At 69.7% G+C, this 19,138-nt stretch carries 20 protein-coding genes; 14 read left to right on the top strand and 6 right to left on the bottom strand.

Features of this window, described 5'->3' with window-relative positions; genetic code table 11:
- Window position 1 precedes the first annotated feature (1 nt).
- Genes ACFWPX_RS30650 through ACFWPX_RS30610 form a run of 9 tightly spaced genes read left to right on the top strand, consistent with a single transcriptional unit; the run spans window position 2 to window position 9,575 of the window.
- Complete coding sequence (locus ACFWPX_RS30650) at window positions 2–1,051, top strand: MCE family protein (protein WP_378931332.1); 1,050 nt, start codon at window positions 2–4, stop codon at window positions 1,049–1,051.
- On the top strand, window positions 1,048–2,151 hold the full coding sequence (locus tag ACFWPX_RS30645) for an MCE family protein (RefSeq protein WP_378931330.1): 1,104 nt from the start codon (window positions 1,048–1,050) through the stop codon (window positions 2,149–2,151). The genes ACFWPX_RS30650 and ACFWPX_RS30645 overlap by 4 nt, the downstream gene beginning before the upstream one ends.
- Window positions 2,148–3,254 (top strand): MlaD family protein, encoded by a 1,107-nt coding sequence (locus ACFWPX_RS30640; RefSeq protein ID WP_378931328.1) that lies wholly within the window; start codon window positions 2,148–2,150, stop codon window positions 3,252–3,254. The genes ACFWPX_RS30645 and ACFWPX_RS30640 overlap by 4 nt, the downstream gene beginning before the upstream one ends.
- Window positions 3,251–4,525, top strand: a complete 1,275-nt coding sequence (locus ACFWPX_RS30635; RefSeq protein WP_378931326.1) for an MlaD family protein — start codon at window positions 3,251–3,253, stop codon at window positions 4,523–4,525. Before ACFWPX_RS30640 ends, ACFWPX_RS30635 begins: the two co-directional genes overlap by 4 nt.
- Window positions 4,522–5,193 (top strand): hypothetical protein, encoded by a 672-nt coding sequence (locus tag ACFWPX_RS30630; protein ID WP_378931324.1) that lies wholly within the window; start codon window positions 4,522–4,524, stop codon window positions 5,191–5,193. The genes ACFWPX_RS30635 and ACFWPX_RS30630 overlap by 4 nt, the downstream gene beginning before the upstream one ends.
- Before the next feature lie 58 nt (window positions 5,194–5,251).
- Entirely contained in the window at window positions 5,252–6,529 is a 1,278-nt protein-coding gene (locus ACFWPX_RS30625; RefSeq protein ID WP_378931322.1) for a cytochrome P450, read from the top strand.
- A 44-nt stretch (window positions 6,530–6,573) separates the two neighbouring features.
- Window positions 6,574–7,407, top strand: coding sequence for a mycofactocin-coupled SDR family oxidoreductase (locus ACFWPX_RS30620; RefSeq protein WP_378931320.1), 834 nt, complete (start codon window positions 6,574–6,576; stop codon window positions 7,405–7,407).
- Window positions 7,408–7,417: 10 nt separating this feature from the next.
- Entirely contained in the window at window positions 7,418–8,416 is a 999-nt protein-coding gene (locus ACFWPX_RS30615; protein ID WP_378931318.1) for an acyl-CoA dehydrogenase family protein, read from the top strand.
- Window positions 8,400–9,575 carry an acyl-CoA dehydrogenase family protein gene (locus ACFWPX_RS30610; RefSeq protein ID WP_378931316.1) on the top strand — a complete coding sequence of 392 codons (1,176 nt, stop codon included), beginning with the start codon at window positions 8,400–8,402 and terminating at the stop codon, window positions 9,573–9,575. The genes ACFWPX_RS30615 and ACFWPX_RS30610 overlap by 17 nt, the downstream gene beginning before the upstream one ends.
- Before the next feature lie 77 nt (window positions 9,576–9,652).
- Here ACFWPX_RS30610 and ACFWPX_RS30605 read toward each other — a convergent pair whose 3' ends face one another.
- Window positions 9,653–10,201, bottom strand: coding sequence for a carboxymuconolactone decarboxylase family protein (locus ACFWPX_RS30605; RefSeq protein WP_378931314.1), 549 nt, complete (start codon window positions 10,199–10,201; stop codon window positions 9,653–9,655).
- 154 nt (window positions 10,202–10,355) lie between these two features.
- Here ACFWPX_RS30605 and ACFWPX_RS30600 point away from each other — a divergent pair, with 154 nt between their 5' ends.
- Both ACFWPX_RS30600 and ACFWPX_RS30595 read left to right on the top strand, forming a co-directional pair.
- Entirely contained in the window at window positions 10,356–10,868 is a 513-nt protein-coding gene (locus tag ACFWPX_RS30600; protein ID WP_378931368.1) for a hypothetical protein, read from the top strand.
- A 141-nt stretch (window positions 10,869–11,009) separates the two neighbouring features.
- Window positions 11,010–12,503, top strand: coding sequence for a class I adenylate-forming enzyme family protein (locus ACFWPX_RS30595; RefSeq protein WP_378931312.1), 1,494 nt, complete (start codon window positions 11,010–11,012; stop codon window positions 12,501–12,503).
- 36 nt (window positions 12,504–12,539) lie between these two features.
- Here ACFWPX_RS30595 and ACFWPX_RS30590 read toward each other — a convergent pair whose 3' ends face one another.
- Entirely contained in the window at window positions 12,540–13,346 is an 807-nt protein-coding gene (locus tag ACFWPX_RS30590) for an acyl-CoA thioesterase (RefSeq protein WP_378931310.1), read from the bottom strand.
- A 21-nt stretch (window positions 13,347–13,367) separates the two neighbouring features.
- Window positions 13,368–14,066, bottom strand: a complete 699-nt coding sequence (locus ACFWPX_RS30585) for a TetR/AcrR family transcriptional regulator (RefSeq protein WP_378931308.1) — start codon at window positions 14,064–14,066, stop codon at window positions 13,368–13,370.
- A 142-nt stretch (window positions 14,067–14,208) separates the two neighbouring features.
- Between ACFWPX_RS30585 and ACFWPX_RS30580 the strand changes: the two genes are divergently transcribed.
- The 3 genes from ACFWPX_RS30580 (at window position 14,209) to ACFWPX_RS30570 (ending at window position 16,736) form a co-directional block, all read left to right on the top strand.
- On the top strand, window positions 14,209–15,039 hold the full coding sequence (locus ACFWPX_RS30580; RefSeq protein WP_378931366.1) for an acyl-CoA thioesterase: 831 nt from the start codon (window positions 14,209–14,211) through the stop codon (window positions 15,037–15,039).
- A gap of 14 nt (window positions 15,040–15,053) precedes the next feature.
- Window positions 15,054–15,446, top strand: coding sequence for a DUF427 domain-containing protein (locus tag ACFWPX_RS30575; protein WP_378931306.1), 393 nt, complete (start codon window positions 15,054–15,056; stop codon window positions 15,444–15,446).
- A 444-nt stretch (window positions 15,447–15,890) separates the two neighbouring features.
- Window positions 15,891–16,736, top strand: coding sequence for an HpcH/HpaI aldolase/citrate lyase family protein (locus tag ACFWPX_RS30570; protein WP_378931304.1), 846 nt, complete (start codon window positions 15,891–15,893; stop codon window positions 16,734–16,736).
- Between the two features lie 11 nt (window positions 16,737–16,747).
- Here ACFWPX_RS30570 and ACFWPX_RS30565 read toward each other — a convergent pair whose 3' ends face one another.
- The 3 genes from ACFWPX_RS30565 to ACFWPX_RS30555 are packed head-to-tail and all read right to left on the bottom strand — an operon-like array spanning window position 16,748 to window position 19,108.
- Window positions 16,748–17,800 carry a dihydrodipicolinate reductase gene (locus ACFWPX_RS30565; protein WP_378931302.1) on the bottom strand — a complete coding sequence of 351 codons (1,053 nt, stop codon included), beginning with the start codon at window positions 17,798–17,800 and terminating at the stop codon, window positions 16,748–16,750.
- Between the two features lie 31 nt (window positions 17,801–17,831).
- Window positions 17,832–18,398 carry a twin-arginine translocation pathway signal gene (locus ACFWPX_RS30560; protein ID WP_378931300.1) on the bottom strand — a complete coding sequence of 189 codons (567 nt, stop codon included), beginning with the start codon at window positions 18,396–18,398 and terminating at the stop codon, window positions 17,832–17,834.
- Entirely contained in the window at window positions 18,395–19,108 is a 714-nt protein-coding gene (locus ACFWPX_RS30555; RefSeq protein WP_378931364.1) for a hypothetical protein, read from the bottom strand. Before ACFWPX_RS30555 ends, ACFWPX_RS30560 begins: the two co-directional genes overlap by 4 nt.
- Window positions 19,109–19,138 lie beyond the last annotated feature (30 nt).

Here is a 19,138-nt window from a genome sequence, read left to right as displayed (position 1 = left end):
GATGAAAAAGACTGTCCGACAATGGATTCGACTGGCCGGGCGGCCGCTCGAGGAGCACCGCAAGGTGGTGCTCGGGCTGTGCGCGGTCGCGATGCTGGTCGTGGTGACCGCCGGCGCGGTCGGCGTACACGCGCTCGGCGTCGGCACCACCCGCTACGAGGCGGAGTTCGCCCAGGCCGCCGGCATCAGCAGCGGTGACGCGGTGACCGTCGCCGGTGTCTCGGTCGGCACCGTGGGCGGTACCCGGCTGGCCGGGGACCGGGTCGTGGTCGAGCTCGACATCGATTCCTCGGTGCCGCTCGGCGTCACGACCGGGGCGGCCGTCAAACTCACCACGCTGCTCGGCGCGCGTTATGTGGAACTGCGACCAGCAGGGGAGGGGACGCTGCCGGATCGGCGGATCACTCTGGAGCACACCGAGGTTCCCTACGATCTGCAGACCGCGCTGGACAACGCCACCGTCACCTTCGATCAGATCGACGCCGCCCGGATCGGCGACTCACTGACCGCGCTGGCCACCCAGCTCGACGGCGTCCCGTCGGTCCTGCCCGCCATGCTGGCCAACCTGCGCACGCTGTCCGCCGTGGTCGGTGATCGGCGCGGGGAGATGAGCGCGCTGCTGACGAGCACCGCGGACCTCACCACCGTGGTCAACCGCCAGCAGGCCGACCTGGCGGCGGTGATGGTCCAGGGCCGCGACCTGCTCACCGAGATCGTCGCCCGCCGCGACGCGGTGGTCGGCTTGATGAACGCCACCCGCGACCTCGCCGACCAGGTGCGCGCGCTGGTGGTCGAGGACCGGCCCGCCGTGGACAGCCTGCTGGCCGGACTCGACGGCCTGCTCGGCAGTCTCGCCCGCAACGACGAACTGCTGCGCAACACCCTCGAGATCCTGCCCATCCCGATCCGCAACTTCGCCAACGCCTCCGGCACCGGCAACGAGGTCGACTTCACCGCACCGGCCGGACCGCTCATCGATTCGTGGATGTGCGCCCTGGGCGGACGCGGACAGATGGTCAACCTGCCCCCCTACTTCGAGGACTGCCGATGAGAGCCGCACGTGCACTGCTCGGCGCCGCTGTCGTGCTGGCGATCGGCGCGGCGGCCGGATTCGCCGACAGCCCGATCCAGGGCGAACGCCGGACCACGGTGACCGCCCTTTTCGACAACGCCGCCGGGCTCTACGTGGGCAACGCGGTGGCGGTACTCGGCATGTCGGTCGGAGAGGTCACCGCCGTGCAGCCGCGTGGGTCGCACGTGGAGGTCACCCTGGCGGTGGACCGCGATGTCGAGATCCCCGCCGATGTCCGGGCGGTGACCCTGTCGACGTCGGTGCTCACCGACCGGCACGTCGAACTCACCCCGGCCTACCGGGGCGGACCCACCCTCGCCGACGGCGCGCGCTTGGGCCTCGACCGCACCCGCACCCCGATGGAGTTCGACCGGCTGCTCGGCGCCGCCGACCGGATGGCCGGTGAGCTCGAGGGTGAGCAGCCCGGTGACGGGCCGGTCGCGCGGCTGCTCAGCGCGTCCTCGGCGATCGCCACCGGCAGCGGTCCGCAACTGCGCGATACCCTCGATCAGCTCGCGGCGGCGGTGAAACTCGGCGAGGACGGCGGCGACGCCACCCGCGAGACCCTCACCCAACTGGTCGACCAGCTCGCCGCCCTGGTGCGCGCCGCCGCGGCCAACCAGCAGACCATCCACGAATTCGGTACCGCGACAGGACAACTCGGCGACGTCGTTGCCGATCTCGGGATCGGCACCGGCGGTACCGGCGCCCAGCTCGTCGAGATCCTGCGCCAGACCGACACCCTGCTCGCCGAAAACGCCGGTGTACTGCTGACGACGGTGGCCAACACCGCCACGGTGACCAAGGCGCTGGCCGACTATCGCGGTCAGCTCGCCGAGTTCATCGATGTGACGCCGCTGCTGCTCAACAATGCCTACGGAGCCGTCGATTTCGAGTACCGCGGGGTGCGCGTGCACGCGCTGCTGGACAAGGTCTTCTTCGACGGTCAGCTGGTCAAGGAGGTCTGCAATATCCTCGGGCTGCGCCAATTGGGTTGCGCGACCGGGACATTGCAGGACTTCGGCCCCGACTTCGGGATCACCGACATGCTCGAGGCGATGTCGAGGATGCCCCGATGACGCCGCCGCGTGGTTCCCGCATCGCGGCGCTCGCGCTCGTGGCCCTGTGTTCGGGCACCGGCTGTGCTGTCGGGCTCGGCGACCTGCCGCTGCCCGCGCCAGGCGGCGGTAGCGAGAACTACACCGTCCGAGCCGATTTCGCGAACGCGCTGAACCTGCCCGCGAAGGCGAAGGTCCGGCTCTCGGGCGCCGAGATCGGCGAGGTGACCGAGATGACGGTGCGCGACTACACCGCCGTGGTGTCCTTGAGCATCCGTCCCGATGTGCGGCTGCCGCTGGGGACCACCGCCGAACTGCGGACCGCCACCCCGCTGGGCGATGTGTTCGTGTCGCTGACCGCACCCGCCGACGCCACGGCGGCCACCCCGGCGCTGGCCGACGGCGACCGTATCGCCCGCGAGCACACCTCCGCCGCGGCCACCGTCGAGGAGCTGCTCACCACGGCCTCGCTGCTGGTGAACGGCGGCGCCATCCGCAATCTCACGACCATCGTCAACGGCCTCGGGCGCGCGGTCGGCGATCGCGGTGACCGGATGGCCGAGCTGATCGCGCAATCGACCAGGGTGGTCCAGGCGCTCGCCGCCCGTTCCGACGACATCCGCGCCACCCTGTCGGAGGTCGACCGGCTCGCACGCACCCTCAACGAGCAGACCGGCACCATCGACGATGTCCTCACCTCGGCCGGGCCCGCGCTCACCACCTTGCGCGCCAACTCCACCCAAGCGCTCTCGCTGGTCGGCGAGGTCGGTCGGCTCTCGCAACAGCTCGCGCGCTTCCCCGGCCTCGACGGCACCGAGACCACCGGCATGATCGCCGACATCAACCGAATCGCCGAGCAGCTCAACGCCGCGGCGACCAACCCGAATGCCAGTGTGGCGGCGATGAATTCGCTGCTCGGCCCGGTCATCGCGGTCACCACCAGCACCGCGGCCAGCACCGACGCCGACTTCCAGGATCTGGCGCTCGGCATGCTGCCCGATGTCAACCATCCCGGCGATCCGGAGAGCAGGCTGCCCGACGCGCGGGACTGGACGAACTTCATCGGCACGCTCACCTACACGCTGCTGCGCCTGCAGGGCCGGATCACCGGAGCGGGCCGATGAGCGCGGGGGAGACGGTGGCCCGTGTCGTGGTCGCCACGGTGCGGGCGGTCCGGGCGCGGCGTGCGACGGCCTCGGTGCTGTCGCTGGTGGTGATCCTGGTGATCGGCATCGGCTACCTGGCTTTCGGCGCACTGGGCGTGAATCCGGCCGCCGCGACCTACCGCGTCCGTGTCCACCTCGCCGATTCCGGTGGGCTGCTGGCCGGTCGCACCGTCGCGCTGCGCGGGGTACCGATCGGCACCGTGGAGTCGGTCTCGCTCACCGAGCGGGGGCTCGTCGCGGTCGCGGTGATCGACGCCGGGACCGCCGTCCCGGCCGACGGTGAGGTGCGAGTGGCGAGCCTGTCGCTGGCAGGTGAGCAGTACCTGGACTTCCGGCCCACCCACGACGACGGCCCCTTCCTGGCGGACGGCGCGGAGGTGGCGGTGGAACGAACCAGCACACCGACCCCGCTGTGGCAGACGCTCGGACAGCTGGATTCCACTCTCGCCCAGGTGGATCCGGCCCAGCTGGCGGCGATCGTCGACGAGTTCGGGGTCGGGCCGCAGGGTGCGGAGAAGCTGTCCGACCTCATCGACGGTGGCATCTTCTTGATCTCCACCCTGGACACGGTGCTGCCGCAGACCGTCGGCCTGATCCGCGACAGCAGGCAGGTGCTCGGGACCGTGCGCGATCTCAGCCCGGGACTCGGCGAGTTCGCCACCGACATGAACCAGGTGCTGACCGGGGCGAGCGCGAAATCCGGTGGCTACGTGGCACTGCTGGACGCGGCGCCCGGAACGCTGCGCGCGTTGGACGCGGTGGTCGCGCAGAACTCCGGCACCGGCGGGCAACTCCTCGACAACCTCGCCGTGGTCGCCGATGTCACCGGCGCCCGGGTGCCCGCGTTCCAGGAGTTCTTCTTCCCGACCGAGCGCAGTGGTTCCACGCTGGACGCGATCGCGGTCGCCTTCCACGACGGCGGTGTCTGGGGCCTGGTGAACCTGTACCCCCGCTATTCCTGCGACTACGACCTGCCCCGCAGAGCGCCCTCGCTGCCCGATTTCCCCGAGCCGTACGTGTACACCTACTGCCCGAACACCGACCCCTCGGTGCTGATCCGCGGCGCCGCCAACGCGCCCCGCCCGCCCGGCACCGTGATACCCGGCATCCCACCGGCCGGCGAGAACCCAACCCGGCAGACGGTGTCGACGCCGATCGGCCCGCTGTCGCTGCCGCTCACCTTCGCCGGTCCGCCGCTGCCCGACCCACCCCCGGCACCGCCGCGATGACCGGACCAGACCACCGCCCCAGCCCGATCCCTACCGCGAGGAACGACACCATGAGTGACACCGACACAGTAGTAGCCGACCGGAAGACCGAAGAGACCACCGACGACGAGCCGAAAAAGATTGTCGAGGAAAAGGTTTCGTCGTCGGTCGAACGGCCCACGCGCTCGATGGGTTTCGTGCGCAGGCTGCGTTCGGTACGCGGCGCGCTGCTGCCCGTGCTCGGACTCGTCGCGGTCGTAGCCCTCGCCGTTGCCGCGATCCTGGGCTGGCAGCTGCGCCAGGAGCGGGCGGTCGACGACGCCGCCGCCGCGGCACTCGAGGCTGCCCGCGCCTACGCGGTGACGCTGACCAGCGTCGACTCCGGCAGCCTCGACAGCGATTTCGCCGCCGTGCTCGACGGGTCGACCGGCGAATTCCGCGACATGTACACCCGTTCCAGCGGCCAGCTGCGTGAACTGCTGCAGGAGAACAAGGCGACCGGGAAGGGCGCGGTGCTGGAGTCTGCGGTGAAGTCGGCGACCGAGACCGAGGTCGAGGTGCTGCTGTTCATCGACCAGACCGTCACCAACGCCGCCGCCACCGACCCCCGGGTCGATCGCAGCCGGGTCCTGATGACCATGCAGCTCGTCGACGGCCGCTGGCTCGCGAGCCGGGTCTATCTGCCCTGATCTCGGCGGGCATCCGGCCCGTGCCCTTCCCCCACTGTTGTTTGCGAGGAGTATCCGAATGACCGATTTCGACACCGTCGACTACTTCACCGATCCGGCCCTGGTGCCCGATCCCCACCCCTACTTCGATCACCTGCGCGCGAAATGCCCGGTGACGCAGGAATCGCAGTACGGGGTGTACGCGGTGACCGGTTACGCCGAGGCGGTGGAGGTGCTGCGCGACGCGAACCTGTTCTCCTCGGCCATCGCCGTCGGCGGACCGTTCCCGCCGCTGCCCTTCGCCATCGAGGGCGACGACATCAGCGAGCTGCTCGATCAGCATCGCTCGCAACTGCCGATGTACGAGCACATGGTCACGATGGACCCGCCTCAGCACACCTACGCGCGGTCGCTGCTGAACCGGCTGCTCACCCCGGCGCGGCTGAAGGAGAACGAGGATTTCATGTGGCGGCTGGCCGACCGCCAGCTCGACGAGTTCCTGTCCGCGGGTAAGTCGGAGTTCCTGGTCGACTACGCCAAACCGTTCTCGTTGCTGGTGGTGGCCGACATGCTCGGGGTGCCGGAGGAGGATCACGAGCAGTTCCGGATCGTGCTCGGTGCCGAGCGCCCCGGTACCAGGGTCGGCGCGCTCGACAACGAGATCGTCGCGTCCAATCCGCTGGAATGGCTCGACGAGAAGTTCGTCGGCTACATCTCCGAGCGTCGCGAGAACCCGCGCGACGACGTGCTGACCTCGCTCGCGCTGGCGAAGTACCCGGACGGCTCCACCCCCGAGGTGATCGACGTGGTCCGCTCGGCCACCTTCCTCTTCGGTGCGGGCCAGGAGACGACCGCCAAACTGCTCAGCGCAGCCATGCGGATCCTCGGCGATCACCCCGAGGTGCAGCAGGCACTGCGCGACGATCGCAGCCTGATCCCCGCGTTCATCGAGGAGACCCTGCGGATCGACGCGCCGGTCAAATCCGGCTTCCGGCTCGCCAAGCGCGCCACCACCGTCGGCGACGTGGACATCCCGGTCGGCTCGACGGTGATGGTCTGCCCCGGTGCGGCCAACCGCGATCCGCGCCGCTTCGAGAACCCGCACGAATTCCAGCTGGGCCGCAACAACTTCCGCGAGCACATGGCCTTCGGGCGTGGCGTGCACTCCTGCCCCGGCGCCCCGCTCGCGCGGGTCGAGGGACGGGTGTCGATCGAGCGGATTCTCGACCGGATGCTCGACATCGGCATCGATGAGAGCCGGCACGGCCCCGCCGGCGACCGGAACTACACCTACGAGCCGACGTTCATCCTGCGCGGCCTGTCGAACCTGCACATCACCTTCACCCCCAATCCCTGAAAAACCCACGGACGCTGGGTTTCCGAGAAGAAGAGAGGTTCACGATGACCGGACGAGTAGAGGGCAAAGTCGCTTTCATCACCGGCGCGGCGCGCGGCCAAGGCCGCAGCCACGCGGTACGGCTGGCCCAGGAGGGCGCCGACATCATCGCCATCGATGTCTGCAAGCAGCTCGACAACGTGCCCTTCCCCATGTCCACGCCCGAGGATCTGGCCGAGACCGCGGAACTGGTGAAGGCCGAAGGCCGACGGGTGGTGACCGCCGAGGTCGACGTCCGTGACTACGACGCGCTCAAAGCCGCGGTGGACAGCGGGGTCGAGCAGCTGGGCAAGCTCGACATCATCGTCGCCAACGCCGGCATCGGCAACGAGGGTGGTGCGTTGGCCGACCTCGACGAGACGCTGTGGGACGACATGATCGCGGTCAACCTCGGTGGCGTGTGGAAGACCGTGAAAGCCGGTGTCGGGCACCTGGTCGCGAACGGTGGTGGCGCGGTCGTGCTGACCGGCTCGGTGGGTGGGCTCAAGGCCTACCCGAACGTCGGGCACTACGTGGCGGCCAAGCACGGTGTGGTCGGGCTGATGCGTACCTTCGCCGTGGAGCACGGGCACCAGTCCATCCGCGTCAACTCGGTGCATCCCACCCACGTGAGCACCTCCATGCTGCTCAACGAGGGCACCTACAAGCTGTTCCGCCCCGACCTGGAGAGCCCGGGCCCGGATGATCTGAAGCCGATCTGCCAGATGTTCCACACCCTGCCCACGCCGTGGGTGGATCCGGTGGATGTCAGCAACGCGATCCTGTATCTGGTCTCCGACGAGGCGCGGTTCATCACCGGTGTCTCGCTGCCGGTCGACGCCGGCAGCATGCTGAAGTAGCGGAGCGGCGATGCTGTTCGAGTTCGACTCCGAGCAGCGGCTTCTGCGCGAGATCGTGCGTGAGGTCGCGGCCAAGGAGTGCCCGCCGTCCCTGATCAGGGACATCGCGGACAAGGGCGCCGACCCCGCCGCGCTGTGGCGGACCTATGTCGGTCTCGGCTGGACCGACCTCGGCGAGCCCGCCGCCGCGGTCGAACTCGGCATCGTCTGCGAAGAACTGGGCCGGGCGACCGACCCGACGCCGTTCCTCGCGACGATGACCCAGTTCGCGCCGCTGGCGCCGGGCGCGGCCGGCCTCGACCGGCCGGGGGCGGCGGTGTACGGCGGGGTCACCGCCGCCCGTGACGGTGCGGGCTGGCGGCTGTCCGGCACGGCCCACCAGGTGCTCGACGGTGACCGGGCCGAGCAGCTCGCGGTGGTCACCGACGCCGGGGTGTTCGTGGTCGGCGCCGAGTCGGTGATCGCCCGCCGCACACCGGTTTTCGACCCGGTGCTGCATCTGGCCGAGGTCACCTTCGACGGTGTCGCGGTGGGTCGGGCCGACCGGGTCGAGGTCGAGGTGGCGCGGGCCCGTCAGGTCGCGCTCACCGGGCTGGCGCTGACCACGGTCGGTGCCTGCCGCCGGATCCTGGAGCTGGCGCTCGACCATGTGCGTGGCCGCACCCAGTTCGGGGTGCCGATCGGGTCGTTCCAGGCGGTGCAGCACAAGGCCGCCGACATGCACGTCGCGATCGAACGGGCCAAGGCACTCGGCTTCTTCGCCGCGCTGTGCCTGGCCGCCGACGATCCCCGGCGGCGGCTGGCGGCCTCGATGGCCAAAGCCGCTGCCGGAGAGTGTCAGTCGCTGGTGTTCCGGCACGGCGTCCAGCTCTTCGGCGCCATGGGCTTCACCTGGGAGAACGACCTGCAGTTCGCGCTCAAACGCGCGAAGGCGGGCGAACTGCTGCTCGGTGGCGCCGCCGAGCACCGCGCACTCGTGACGGAGGAATACCGTGCAACTCAGCTTTGATCACGACGTCGAGGCCTTCCGCGCGGAGTTCGTCGCCTTCCTCGCCGAGCATCTGCCCGGCGAGGAGGAGGCGGCGCAGCGCTCGGAATCCAGTGCGCACGTACCGGACTGGGCTCGGCGCTGGCAGCGGCTGCTCTTCGACAACGGGTGGCTGCTGCCCGGCAACACCCCGGAATTCGGCGGCCGCAACGCCTCGGTGCTGCAGCAGTACGTCTTTCACGAGGAGCTGTCCAAGCGGCGGATCTACCACAGTTTCAATCCGCAGGGCGTCGGCATCATCGCCGCCTCGCTGCTGTCGTTCGGTACCGCCGAACAGCAGCGGCAGTGGGCGATCCCGATCCTGCGCGCCGAGATCACCGCCGCGTTGGGCATGAGCGAGCCGGGTGCCGGTTCGGATCTGGCCGGACTGCGGACCAAGGCGGTCCGCGACGGTGACCACTACGTGGTGGACGGGCAGAAGGTCTGGACCTCCGGCGCCCACCACGCCGATGTGCTGCTCACCTTCGTGCGCACCGACCCGGATGCGCCCAAGCACAAGGGGATCAGCGTGCTGCTGATCCCGACCGATGCCCCAGGAGTCACGCGGCGGCCCTTCCCGTCGGCCTGCTCGCCCGACGATCTGGACTTCAACGAGGTCTACTTCGACGGTGTCCGGGTGCCGGTCGCCAACCGGGTCGGGCCCGAGAACGAGGGCTGGTCGGTGGCCAACGGCTCGCTCGGGCACGAACGCACCCTGCTGTGGCTGGGATTCGCCGATCGACTGCAGGATCTGCTCGGCGACTTCCGGCCGCGCACCGAGCTCGACCGTGACGCCTATGCGCGGCTGGTGATGGACAGCTACGCGCTGCGGCTGCTCGGTTCGGCCGCCCTGGCCAGGGAATCGCGCGGCGAACAGGATGTGCCCACGCTCTCGGTGCTCAAGGTGCTCGGCTCCGAGGCGGTGCAGTCGGCCGCCGAACGGGCGCTCGACGCCGTCGGCGCGGACGGGCTGGCGCACCCGGCGGTGACCTCGCCGCCGAATCCACTGAATCTGGAGCACTTCTCCGGCGGCTGGTTCGAGCGCTACCTGCGCAGTTTCTCCGGGACCATCGCCGGTGGCACCTCGGAGATCCAGCGCAATATCATCGCGCAACGAGTACTCGGCCTGCCACGGGCCTGAACCGGGCCGGGCCCGAGCTGCGTGCTCGGGCCCGGCTCAGGTGTTCGCGTGGGCAGGTGGGCCCGCGCGAACCTTCGTCAGTGCTGGGGCCGCCCTGCCGTCTCGTCCTGTGCGACACCGAAGGTGTTGAACGCCATGGCCAATGTCGTGTAGCAGCCGACGGTGAAGACGAAATCCATGCGCTGACGGTCGTCTAGCCGGGCGCCGAGCGCGGTCCACGTCTCGTCGGACAGCGCCGACTGCTCGTCCAGTTCGTCGACCGCGTCGAGGACCAGGCGATCGAACTCGTCGGGCGCGGTGCCGACCCGGCGGGCCGCGTCGATCTCGGTGTCGGAAAGCCCGGCTGCCCTGCCCATTTCGGCGTGATGCTGCCATTCGTAGGCGCAGTCGCGGCGGTGTGCCACGCGCAGGACGGTCAGCTCGCGCAACCGGGGTTCGAGGGTGGAGCCGAACAGCAGGTGCGTGTTGAAACCGAGGAAGGCGCGGGTCAGCCGGGGGTGGCGGACCAGGACCGACAGCGCGTTGCCCGCCTGCGCCGGGTTGCGCCGCTCCTTGGGCAGCATGCGCGAGAGCGCCGCGTCGACCTCGTCGTCCCACTGGTCCTCGGGAAGCGGGGGCAGGGCCATGTCGGCCTCCTCTCCGGCGCGGGCACAACCGCACGCCATTGGCAGTTCAATTCTTCTCAGATGAGAATATACTTCTCCAATGACTGCACAGGACTTTCGCGGAGCTGCGACCCGATCGGCGCCGCGGCGGCGGGCCGAGATCCGGCGGCACCATCTGCGCTATCGCCTCGCCGTGGTCGCGGGCACCGCCGCCGATGTGGTGCGGCACGCGGGCGGCTGGCTGTGCGACCGCACGATGGCGGGCTGGGAAGTCACGGTGGTGCTGGCCGATTCACGCGACGTCGACGCGGTCGAGATCCTCGGCGCGAGCGTGCTCGACCTGGACACCTCGCTCGCCGCGGCAGTGCACGATCCGTGGCCGCACGCGCTGGCCGTCGCCGCGGACCTGTTCACGACCGACGCCCGAGTCCGCGCCGGCCTGCTCGACTGTCTCGACCACGGCCGGGCCGAAGTCGTGGTGTGGGGCGAATCGGTCCCGGCGAGCCTGGATGAACGGCTCGACACCGTGCACCACCGAATCAGTGTGGCGGCGCAGACATTCAAGGACTGCGCGCTGACGGCGGTGGGGCTACCCGTGGTCGAGGGGGAAACGAGCGAGCGATTCCGCTGCGGTGAACTTCTGGTCACCGGGGCGTGGGGTGCAACGGATCTCGTCTCGATCGGGTGAGTCGCCGGGCTCCCCGTTGACCGCCGTCGCCGGCTCCTGTGAATATGTTATTCTCCTCAATGGAGAATGCAATATCGCAGCACCGGCCGCGTGGATAGCCATCGGTATGCCGTCGGGCGGTGCGCGTGGAGAGGGTGCGACATGAGCATTTCGCTGCTGCTGGATATGGCCACGTCGAGCGATCCGGACCGCTGTGCGGTGGCCTGCGGCGAGACACAGTGGACGGCAACCGAATTGAGCGGGCTGGTCGGGGGTGGCGCCGCGGTGCTGACCGGCTCGGGGGCCCGCAGCCTCGCCTATGTGGGCACCGGCGGGCACCTGCTGCCGCTGCTGCTGTTCGCGGCCGCCGGTGCGGCGGTGCCCTTCACGCCCTTGAACTACCGCCTCAGTGCCGAAGCGCTCGGTGCGCTCATCGCCCGGCTGGATACGCCGCTGCTCGTCTGCGACGACGACTACCATGACATCGTCGCGCGCGAAGTCTCCGGTGTCACCGTGCTGCGTTCGGAGGAGTTCCTGGCCAAAGCCACGGCCGCCGAATCCGCCACGGCGGACGCGGATCCCGACCAGGTGGCCGTCGTGCTGTTCACCTCCGGGACCACCTCGACGCCCAAAGCGGTCGAACTGACCCACAACAATCTGTTCAGCTACATCACCGGCACCGTCGAATTCGCGTCCGCCGCACCGCAGGACGCGGCCCTGGTGTGCGTGCCGCCCTACCACGTCGCCGGCATCGGTGCCGCCATGTCGCACCTGTACGCAGGCCGGAAAGTGGTGTACCTGCGAACCTTCGACGCGGCCGAGTGGATCGCCGCGGTGCGCCGGGAATCGGTGACCACGGCCACCGTGGTGCCCACCATGCTCGCCCGCATCGTCGCCGAGCTCGAGCGCACCGGCGCGACGCTGCCCTCGCTGCGGACCCTCGCCTACGGCGGTTCCAAAGTCGCCCTGCCGCTGCTGCGGACCGCTCTGCGGCTGCTGCCCGACGTCGGTTTCGTCAATGCCTACGGCCTGACCGAAACCAGTTCCACCATTGCGGTTCTCGGGCCCGAGGATCACCGCGCGGCCCTGGCCGCCGACGACCCGGCACTGGCCCGCAGGCTGGCGTCGGTCGGCACGCCCGTCCCCGGCATCGAACTGCAGATCCGGGACGAGCACGGCACCGTGCTGCCGGCCGGCGCGACCGGTGAGCTCTATGTGCGTGGGCCGCAGGTGTCGGGTCGCTACACCGGCATCGGCTCGGTTCTCGACCCGAACGGCTGGTTCCCGACCAAAGATGTGGCCGTTCTCGACAGCGACGGATTCCTGTACCTCGGTGGACGTTCCGACGACACCATCATCCGCGGTGGCGAGAACATCGCGCCCGCCGAGATCGAGGACGTGTTGGTGGAGCATCCGCAGGTCCGCGAGGTCGCGGTGATCGGCATCGACGACGTGCAGTGGGGCCAGATCATCGTGGCGGTCGTCGTGCCCGGCGGTGACCACGCCCCCGACCCGGAGGAGCTGCGCGGTTTCGCTCGCGCGGGCCTGCGTGGTTCGCGCACCCCGGACCGGGTCGTCTTCCGGGATTCGCTGCCCGCCACTCCCACCGGGAAGATCCTGCGGCGCGATCTGGTCGCGGAGTACAGCGGGCAGTGACGGGCGGGCCCGGGCCGACAGCCCGGGCCGGACACCTCACGACCGCAGCCGGAACATCGCTTCCTGGGCGTAGGAGGCCACCAGCTGTCCGTCCTCGGTGAGAATGTCGCCGCGGCCGAAGATGCGGCCGCCGGCCAGGATCGGGCTGTGCTGGCGCAGTACCTGCCAGACGTCGCTGCGGACGGGGCGGTGGAACCACAGGGTATGGGTGGTGACCGCCGACAGGAAGTCGGTGCCGTTGCCGGTGTGGCTGATCCCCTCCTCGGCCCGCAGGGCGGTGCCGATCAGCGTCAGATCGGTGGCGTAGGCGGCGAGTGCCGCGCCCAGTTCCGGCTCGACCGGGGGAGTGCGCATCCACAGCGTGAAGTCCGGTGCCGCGACCTCGGTGCTGTCGAGGTCGTCGACCGCGCGGGCCTCCCATGGCAGCAGGGGCAGCTCCACCCGGTGCTCGGGACCGAGCACCGGTCCCACCTCGGGCAGGCTCTGGCGCTCGGAGCCTTCCTCGGGAACATGGAGCGAGGCAACGGCTGTCGCGATCACCTGTTCGCCTTGGCAGGCGAGGAGCGAGGCGGTGGCGAAGGAGCGGCCTTCGTGCAGGATGTTCACGTGATACCGGATCGGGGTGTCGGAGCGTCCTTCCCGCGGGAACGCGGTGTGCAGCGATTTCACCGTCTTGTCCGGAAAGGCGAGGTGGGCCGCCACCATCAGCTGTCCGAGGACCTGGCCGCCGAAAACCCGGTGATACGGGAGGGTTTGGTTCCCGCCTTCCAGGGCGATGTTGTCGATGCCGACCACCGGTTTCAGGTCGAGGCAGGCGAGCAGGTCGTTCCACATGTCAGGCATCGTTTCAGTGTAATTCAAATTCTACTTGATGAGAATGTCATTCTCGGTCGCTGGCGTGGTGATGCCGCGCGCGCAGAAGGTCCAGATCTCCTCGGCGGTGAGTGGTCGTCCCTCGCCCACGGAGGCGCCGGGGGTCATGGCCATGTGCATCGTCATGGCGGCCATCCGTCGCGGGTGCAGATCGCCGCGCAGGCGGGCGGCCTCGCCTGCCTCGGTCATCAATTCGGCGAACATCGTGAACAGCGCGGCATGCGCCGAGCGGACCTCGGCCGGATCGGACCCGGTCAGCTGCGGTGCGAATTCGGCGAACAGCGGCCGGTGCGCGTCGGGGTCGGGGCGGCACAGCTGGAACAGCAATACCACTGCGGTGCGCAGCTTTTCGAGCGGGTCGGTACGGCTCGCGGTGGCCGCGCGGATCTGTGTTGTCGTCCTGCCGACGGCATCCTCGTAGAGTGCGAGCAGCAACTCGTGCTTGCCGTCGAACTGCAGATAGAAGCTACGCAGCGATTGCCGCGAGCGGTCGACGACCTCCTGCACCGTGAAGTCGGTGGTGCCACGCTCGGTGATGATGGCCTGGGCGGCGTCGAGGAAACGCTGCACCCGCTCGCCTGCCCGCTGGGTCGCGGTGCGCAGTGACCGCTCGACGGCACGCTGCTTCCAGGCGGGCTGCTCGCCGCGGCTGCCCTTGGCGCCGTGGGGTGGGTCCTGACGGATCGACAACGGGTGCCTCCGTTCACGTCTGGCGGCTGAATAGAGTATCCATTACCGTATTGTAAGAATGACATTCTCGCCGGACAACTGGGATAGCCGAGGGGGCAATGTGACGATCACTCCCGAGCAGGAGACTTCGTCGGTGGCGCGGATGCTGCGCATCTTCGATGTCGAACCCGACGGCCCGGACTGTTTCACCGGCGTGAGCGACGGCGGTTCGCGGCAGGTGGTGGACGGCACCCAGCTGCTGGCCCAATCGCTGGTCGCGACCGCGAAGACGGTGCCGGAGAAGGTGCTTCGATCCGCGCACGCGGTGTTCACCCGTGCCGTCGACCCCACGGTCCCGGTGCGGTTCGTGGTCGATGTGACCCATCGTGGCCGGAGTACGGCGGCCGCGGTGGTCTCGGTCGAGCAGGCGGGCCGTCGGTGCGCGACCGTCTCGGTTCTGGCCGATGTGCCCGCGGCCGATGTTGTGCGCCATCACGTTCCGCGCCCTTCGGTGGCGCCGCCGGCGGCCGGGCTGCTCGCGGACATGCCGATGACCGGCCGCGAGCTGCGCATCGTCGGGGTCGCCGATGTCAACGATCCCGACGAGGTCGGACCACCGGAACTGCACGCCTGGCTGCGCTACGACCCGGTGCCCGGGCGCGACGACCTGGCCAAGGCGCTGCTGGCCCACTTCACCGGGCACCTGTCGGTCTCCACCACCTTGCGCGCGCATCCCGGGGTCGGCACCACACAGGCGCACCACAGCCTGTCGACAGCGGTGCTGACGGTCGCGGTGCGCTTCCATGAACCGGTCGGCTGGAGCGGCTGGTTACTGTATTCCCACGAGAGCATTCAGGTCGGTGCGGGCATGTCGTGCGTGCGCGGCCTGGTGCACACCGAGGACGGCCGGCTGCTCGCCTCCTTCACCCAGGAGGCGATGATTCGTGACCTGCGTGTCGACGACGCCGCCGTGCCCGCGGCGGCCCGGCTCTGAGAAGGAGAACGCCGATGACCGCACACCGAGGATTCCTGGAGCGCCCCGACTACCGGGTCGACATCCACGCCCGCCGCAATCTCGTCACCGTGTGGCTCGACGACGCGCTGCTCGCGGAATCGACTCGGACCCTACTGGTCGACGAGCAGGACCACGGCCTCGTCTTCTATGTTCCGCGCGCCGACATTCTCGTGCCGCTGTCCCGCGCGGAGGGGTTCACCAGTACCTGTCCGTTCAAGGGCGTGGCGACCTACTGGCGCTTCGAGGGTGACGGCGGTGAACCGCTGGTGTGGAGCTATGAGGATCCGGCCCCGCAGGTGGCGCGGCTGCAGGGCCATGCGGCGTTCTATCAGGATCGAGTGACGCTGCGAGTCGGTGTCGCCACCCCTGCGGTGAGTGGACGCTGACCGGCCGGAGCGTCGGTCCCGCCGTGCTCGCCGGAGGTGTTGCGCGGGCGTGGCGTTCCGTGCCAGCCGCACGGTAGCCCGCACGTCGGCAGCAGGGTCGCGGCGACACGTCCGTCCCTGAGAACGACGACGGTCTCGGTGGCCTCCGCGGGGTAGTCGCACGCCGGGCACCGTTCGAAGAAGTCGAGGGCTTGGCGCACCAGCACTCGCGCGCGGGGCTCGGCCGGCTCTGTGGGGGCGGGTGCAGGCCGGGGGCGGCGACTGCGGGGCGGGCCCGGGCGCCCGGCGACATCGCGGGGATCGATTCGAGTGTGCATGATCGTTCCGTATCTCTGGATCGCGTGAGAATGACATTTCCACTATATCCACGATTCCCTTGTGGGTGTCGGCGATTCTCGCTGAAACATATTGCTATAGCTGCGAGAATGTCGTTATCGTCTGTGTATGGAACGAGCTACTGAAATCGATCGATGGGAACCCGCAGGCCCCGTGTGGCTGTTCTGTCCGGCGGATCGCCCGGAACGGTTCGCCAAGGCGGCGGCCTGTGCCGACGTCGTGATCCTGGATCTGGAGGACGGCGTCGGCGCGGACGCGAAAGCCGCTGCACGCGAATCGATCCGGGACAGCCGCCTCGATCCGGCGCGCACGGTGATCCGGATCAACCCCCTCGATTCACCGCAGGTCGACCTCGATCTGCGCCTGCTCGAGCAGACGCCCTACCGCGTGCTCATGCTCCCGAAAGCCGAGACCGGTGACCTGCCCGCGGTGCTGGACGGCTACGACATCGTCGCGCTGGTCGAGACACCGGCCGGTCTGCGGCGGGTCGACGAGATCGCCGGAACCCCGCGCGTGGTCGCGGTGATGTGGGGTGCCGAGGACCTGGTCGCCGCCCTTGGCGGCAGCTCGTCGCGGCGGGCCGACGGCACCTACCGCGATGTCGCCCGCCAGCTGCGCGCGACAACGCTGCTCGCCGCCAAAGCACAGGGCAAGCTCGCCGTCGACGGTGTCTACCTCGACATCCCCGATCTCGACGGACTCGCCGCCGAAGCCGAGGACGCTGTCGCCTCCGGCTACGACATCAAGGTCGCCCTGCATCCCACGCAGGTCCCGGTCATCGCCGACGCGTTCCGTCCCGAGGCCGGCGAGCTGGAATGGGCGCGGCGCGTGCTGGCCGCGGCGGAGCATTCGCGGGGAGTCTTCGCGGTCGACGGCCGGATGGTCGACGCGCCCATCCTGAGTCACGCCCGCCGGATCATCGCCCGGGCGGACTCGACACGCGTCGCGCAGTGACCACCCGGGAATCAGCCGGTGGTCACCGCCGACGGCGGCAGGTCGAGGCTGGTCCGGATGCCCGGCGGCGCCGTGCACAGGGCCGGGATGGTGCGGGCCGCGTGCTGGGCGGGGGAGAGCCCGGTGGGCGACCGGTCGAGGGCGGGCGTGCGCACAATGATGTCGACGGGCCCGCCCTCGCCCGCGAGAGTGGCGCGCCAGCCGTTGTGTTCGAGCGGCCACGCGGGGTCGAGGTCCGGCACGCGGTACCAGGTCGCCCGATAGACGACGCGCGGGACCGCGGCGTGACTGCCAACCAGCGACAACCGGTACGCGCCGACGGTTCCGGCGGATATCGGTCCACAGTTGGTTTCCGTCGGACGCGCGGCGACAGCGTAGTCGCCACTGACCTCGATGGTGTCGATCCCGAGCCCGAGACCGTCGGCGACCAGGCGCAGCGACGGGCCGAAGCTCTGCTGGAAACGGATCAGCGCCCGCGGGTCGAGGTGGCTCGGGCAGCGAGTGCCGAAGTCGGCGATGTCGGGTACGGGTGCGGCCGGGTCGCTGTGGGTGAGATCGGTGTATTCCTCGATCGTCACGGTGTCGATGCGGCGCAGGCCCGCGCCGATCGTGATCGGCATCAGCTCGGTCACGAAGCCCGGGCCGACACCGGTGCTGTGCAGCGAAGCGCGGCCCGCCCAGCAGGCGGACTCCAGGCGGGCGCACAGCGTGCGCTCCATGCTGTCGGGATGGTGTAGGTCGCTGCGGGTGGTGATCACGTTGATCCCGGCCATCAGCATCCGGCACACCGTGTCGGCGTCGAACACGCGCGGCATGTAGAGCACACAGTCCGGGGCGAGTGTCAGCACGTCCTGGGCGGTGCGCAGGGCCGTGGTGTCCTCGCTGTGAGCGGCCGGGCCCGCGCCCGGGTGCGGGTCGGTGCGGACCGCGAGCAGGTCGAGACCCGGGTGCTCGCCGACCGCGGCCGCGAGGTGGCGGGCGAGCCGGCCTGCGGACCACACGACGACCGTGTAGCGGCGTGGGGTCGGTCGTATCGCGGTGCGGTACAAGGTATCCGGTTCCACGGCAGAGCCTTTCGGTAGTGCGCCGCCCGCGTCAGACGGGTTCGAACGAGGAGATGCGCCAGGCCTTGTCGACCTTGGTCAAGGTGACTTGGACGCTGCTCGCGGTGATCGCCGGATCGGGCTTGTCGGTACTGGTGGTGGTCTGGTTGACGAACACCAGCACCACCGCCCGGTCGGGGCCGATCTCGGCGGCCGCGGCCCGCACGACGGCCGCGGCCGTGGAGACCGACTTCTCCTTGGCCGCCGGCGCGACGATCTGCTGGGTGAACTGGCTGTAGTAGGCCAGGAAGTCGCCGGTGAGATGAGTTCTGGCGGAGGCGAAGTCCTGGTCGACGGTGTCCGGTTCGTAGGAGAGCAGTGCGACGGTTCCGGTCGTGGCCGCCTCGACCGCGGTCTGCCTGGCGGCGGTGTCCACGACACTGTCCGGGTGATACTGCACCGACCACAGGGACACGGCCACGATCGCCGCGGCGGTGGTCAGCGCGAGCAGCGCCACGATCCGTGCTTCGGCGCGGAGCAGGCCGACGGCACCGCGCATTCCGGCGATGAACCGGCTGCGGCGGGAGTTCTGCTGGGGTGCGGGGGATTCGGTGCTCATGGGACGAACTCGACCTTCGACATCTTGAGCTGGTCGCCGTCGCGGGTCACCGTGACACTCAGGCGCCAGGTGCGCGGTTCCTGCTGGGCGCCCGCGGAATTGGTGACCTGTGAGGTGGCCGCGACGAGCACCACCGCGGAGTTCTCGGTCATGGATTCCACGGCCGCGGCGGTCACCCGGCCCGCGGTGGCGACCTTGGACTGCTGGATCACGGTGGTGAAATCCGTTGCCCTGCCTTCGAAGTCGCTGCGGAAGGCGCCGGTCGAGAGGTCGAGGACCCGGCGGACATCCTGATCGGCGTGGCTGAAATCGAGTGAGGTCAGCGCGACGACGCCCTGCTCTGCCGCCGCGGCGAATTCCGCGGTCCGGTCGGCTTCGCCTGCGGTCCGCTGGTGGTGCCAGACGAGATATCCGCTCGCGGCGACGGCGGTGATCAACACGAGAGTGGCTGCCGCCGTGAGTATTCGGCGCCGCCGTCCGTGAGCCGGGGCTGTCGGGGCGGGTGGGTCGTCCGGCGCCGGCTCGGGCGGCGGATCGTCGGGCGGCGTGGCGACCGTGGCTCGGTCGGTGACGGCGGCTCGGCGGCGTAGCCGGGCGGCGCGGGCCCTGGCGCGGGCGGCCTCGGCGATCGCTTCGGCGGCGATCGCCTCCTGCTCGGCTTCCAAGGCTTCCAGTCGCAGGGTGTCGGTGTCGTGCTCGTCGAGTTCCATTGTGTCGCGTCCGCTTTCGGTCGATCGGGT

This window comes from Nocardia sp. NPDC058518 (genome assembly GCF_042719655.1).
GTDB lineage: Bacteria > Actinomycetota > Actinomycetes > Mycobacteriales > Mycobacteriaceae > Nocardia.
Note: the sequence above shows the minus strand (reverse complement) of the source record. Positions and strands in the feature narration are given on the sequence as shown.